At 70.1% G+C, this 1,658-nt stretch carries 3 protein-coding genes; 2 read left to right on the top strand and 1 reads right to left on the bottom strand.

Annotated elements, in window-relative coordinates:
- Nucleotides 1-81: 81 nt before the first annotated feature.
- Complete coding sequence (locus tag H9652_RS16865) at nt 82-669, bottom strand: HdeD family acid-resistance protein (RefSeq protein ID WP_168210003.1); 588 nt, start codon at nt 667-669, stop codon at nt 82-84.
- A gap of 225 nt (nt 670-894) precedes the next feature.
- On the opposite strand from H9652_RS16865, the gene H9652_RS16860 reads away from it, so the two are divergent.
- The gene (locus H9652_RS16860) at nt 895-1,236 is read left to right on the top strand and encodes a metal-sensitive transcriptional regulator (protein WP_030150338.1); all 342 of its coding nucleotides are present in this window, start codon (nt 895-897) and stop codon (nt 1,234-1,236) included.
- Between the two features lie 25 nt (nt 1,237-1,261).
- Entirely contained in the window at nt 1,262-1,630 is a 369-nt protein-coding gene (locus H9652_RS16855; RefSeq protein WP_191797546.1) for a heavy-metal-associated domain-containing protein, read from the top strand.
- The last annotated feature ends 28 nt before the right edge of the window (nt 1,631-1,658 follow it).

The raw sequence follows: 1,658 nt of genomic DNA, 5'->3' as shown, positions 1-1,658 counted from the left end.
TGCCCCCGGGCCCCGCGGGCGCCGCTCACCTCACGCCCGACCGTGCCGTCGTGAACGGCTCGGCAGGCGGCTCCGGCGCGGTCAGTAGCTGATCTGACCGACCTTCTTGCCCAGGCTGCGGATCTGGAAGCCGAACGCGATGAGCGCGACGCCCCAGACGAGGGCGACGATCGCGAGGATCCACACGATCGACACGACGCCCGCGCCCACGTTGAACAGGACCAGGGCACCGAAGACGAGCGACAGCAGACCCGCGAAGACTCCCCAGCCCCAGCCGCTGCCCGGGACCTTGCGGAGCTCGACGCTGGCGATCGTCTGGAAGATGCCCAGGACCACGGCCCACAGACCGATGATCCACACGAGGACCTCGGCGGTCTTGCCGGGCCACACGAGCAGCACGATGCCGACGGCGACGCTCACGAGCCCGACCGTGACGAGGGCCGCCGTGCCGCCCGTGCCTCGGCGGCGGATGCCCTCGACGATCTCGAACAGGCCGTCGACGAGCGTGAAGATCGCGACGATCCAGATGAAGACGACGGCCGTGATCTCGGGCCACACGAGCGCGACGATGCCGAAGAGGATCGCGACGACGCCGCGGATCACTGGCCAGTACCAGACCTGCTTGGCGGTGGTGGAGAAGGCGGTGAGGATCGGGTCCTGCGTGGTCATGGTGGGCTCCTGACGTCGGATCGTGTCCCGCCAGGAACGCTGGAGCACCGTCCGTGCGGGCTGTTCGACTCTCATCGAACACCCGAAACGGCCGCATGTCGTGGCGAACCGCGCATTCGTCGCGGAGGGACCTTCGCCCCCTTGACAAGGCGATACCCCGCGGGGGTACCTTTGAGGGTTGGTACCCAGTAGGGGTATCCGAGCGAGTGATCACGGAGGCCCAGCATGAGCGACACGACCACCCAGCGCCCGGTCGAGCCGGGCGCTGCCCCCGCCCACACCGGCCCCCACGGGTACGCCTCCGACAAGGAGGCCTACCTCAAGCGCATGCGCCGCATCGAGGGCCAGGTCCGTGGCATCGCCCGCATGATCGACGAGGACGTCTACTGCATCGACATCCTCACCCAGGTCTCCGCGGTGACCAAGGCCCTCCAGGCGGTGTCCATCGGACTCGTCGAGGACCACCTCGGCCACTGCGTCGTCGACGCCGCCCGGTCCTCCGAGGCCGAGGGCGCCGCCAAGGTCCGCGAGGCGTCCGACGCCATCGCCCGTCTCGTCCGCAGCTGACACCCCACCCCTCCCAAGGAGCACCATGAGCACCGTCACCACCCTCGGCGTCACCGGCATGACCTGTGGCAACTGCGTCTCGCACGTCACCAAGGACGTGGGCGCCGTCCCCGGAGTGGAGAACATCAGCGTCGACCTGAACGTCGGCGGCGCCTCCGAGGTCACCGTCTTCTCGGACGACCCGCTCGACGAGGCCGCGCTGCGCGAGGCCGTCGACGAGGCCGGCTACGAGGTCGTGAGCTACGAGGTCCAGCTCGACGCCCAGGCCGCGCAGTCGGCCGAGCAGGCCGCCGACCGCAAGGCCCACAACTGCGGCTGCGGCTGCGGCACGGACTCCGCCGCGGACGCCGCGCCCGCCCAGAAGACGTACGACCTCCAGGTCCCGCAGGCCTGACCGCTCGACCCGCCCGACGACGGAGCAC

The sequence above is a fragment of the Oerskovia rustica genome, assembly GCF_014836555.1.
Taxonomy (GTDB): domain Bacteria; phylum Actinomycetota; class Actinomycetes; order Actinomycetales; family Cellulomonadaceae; genus Oerskovia; species Oerskovia rustica.
Note: the sequence above shows the minus strand (reverse complement) of the source record. Positions and strands in the feature narration are given on the sequence as shown.

Bases quoted from the DNA above. Each gene is read 5' to 3' on its own strand.
- H9652_RS16865 (WP_168210003.1), bottom strand. From the start codon at position 669: ATGACCACGCAGGACCCGATCCTCACCGCCTTCTCCACCACCGCCAAG.
- H9652_RS16860 (WP_030150338.1), top strand. From the start codon at position 895: ATGAGCGACACGACCACCCAGCGCCCGGTCGAGCCGGGCGCTGCCCCC.
- H9652_RS16855 (WP_191797546.1), top strand. From the start codon at position 1,262: ATGAGCACCGTCACCACCCTCGGCGTCACCGGCATGACCTGTGGCAAC.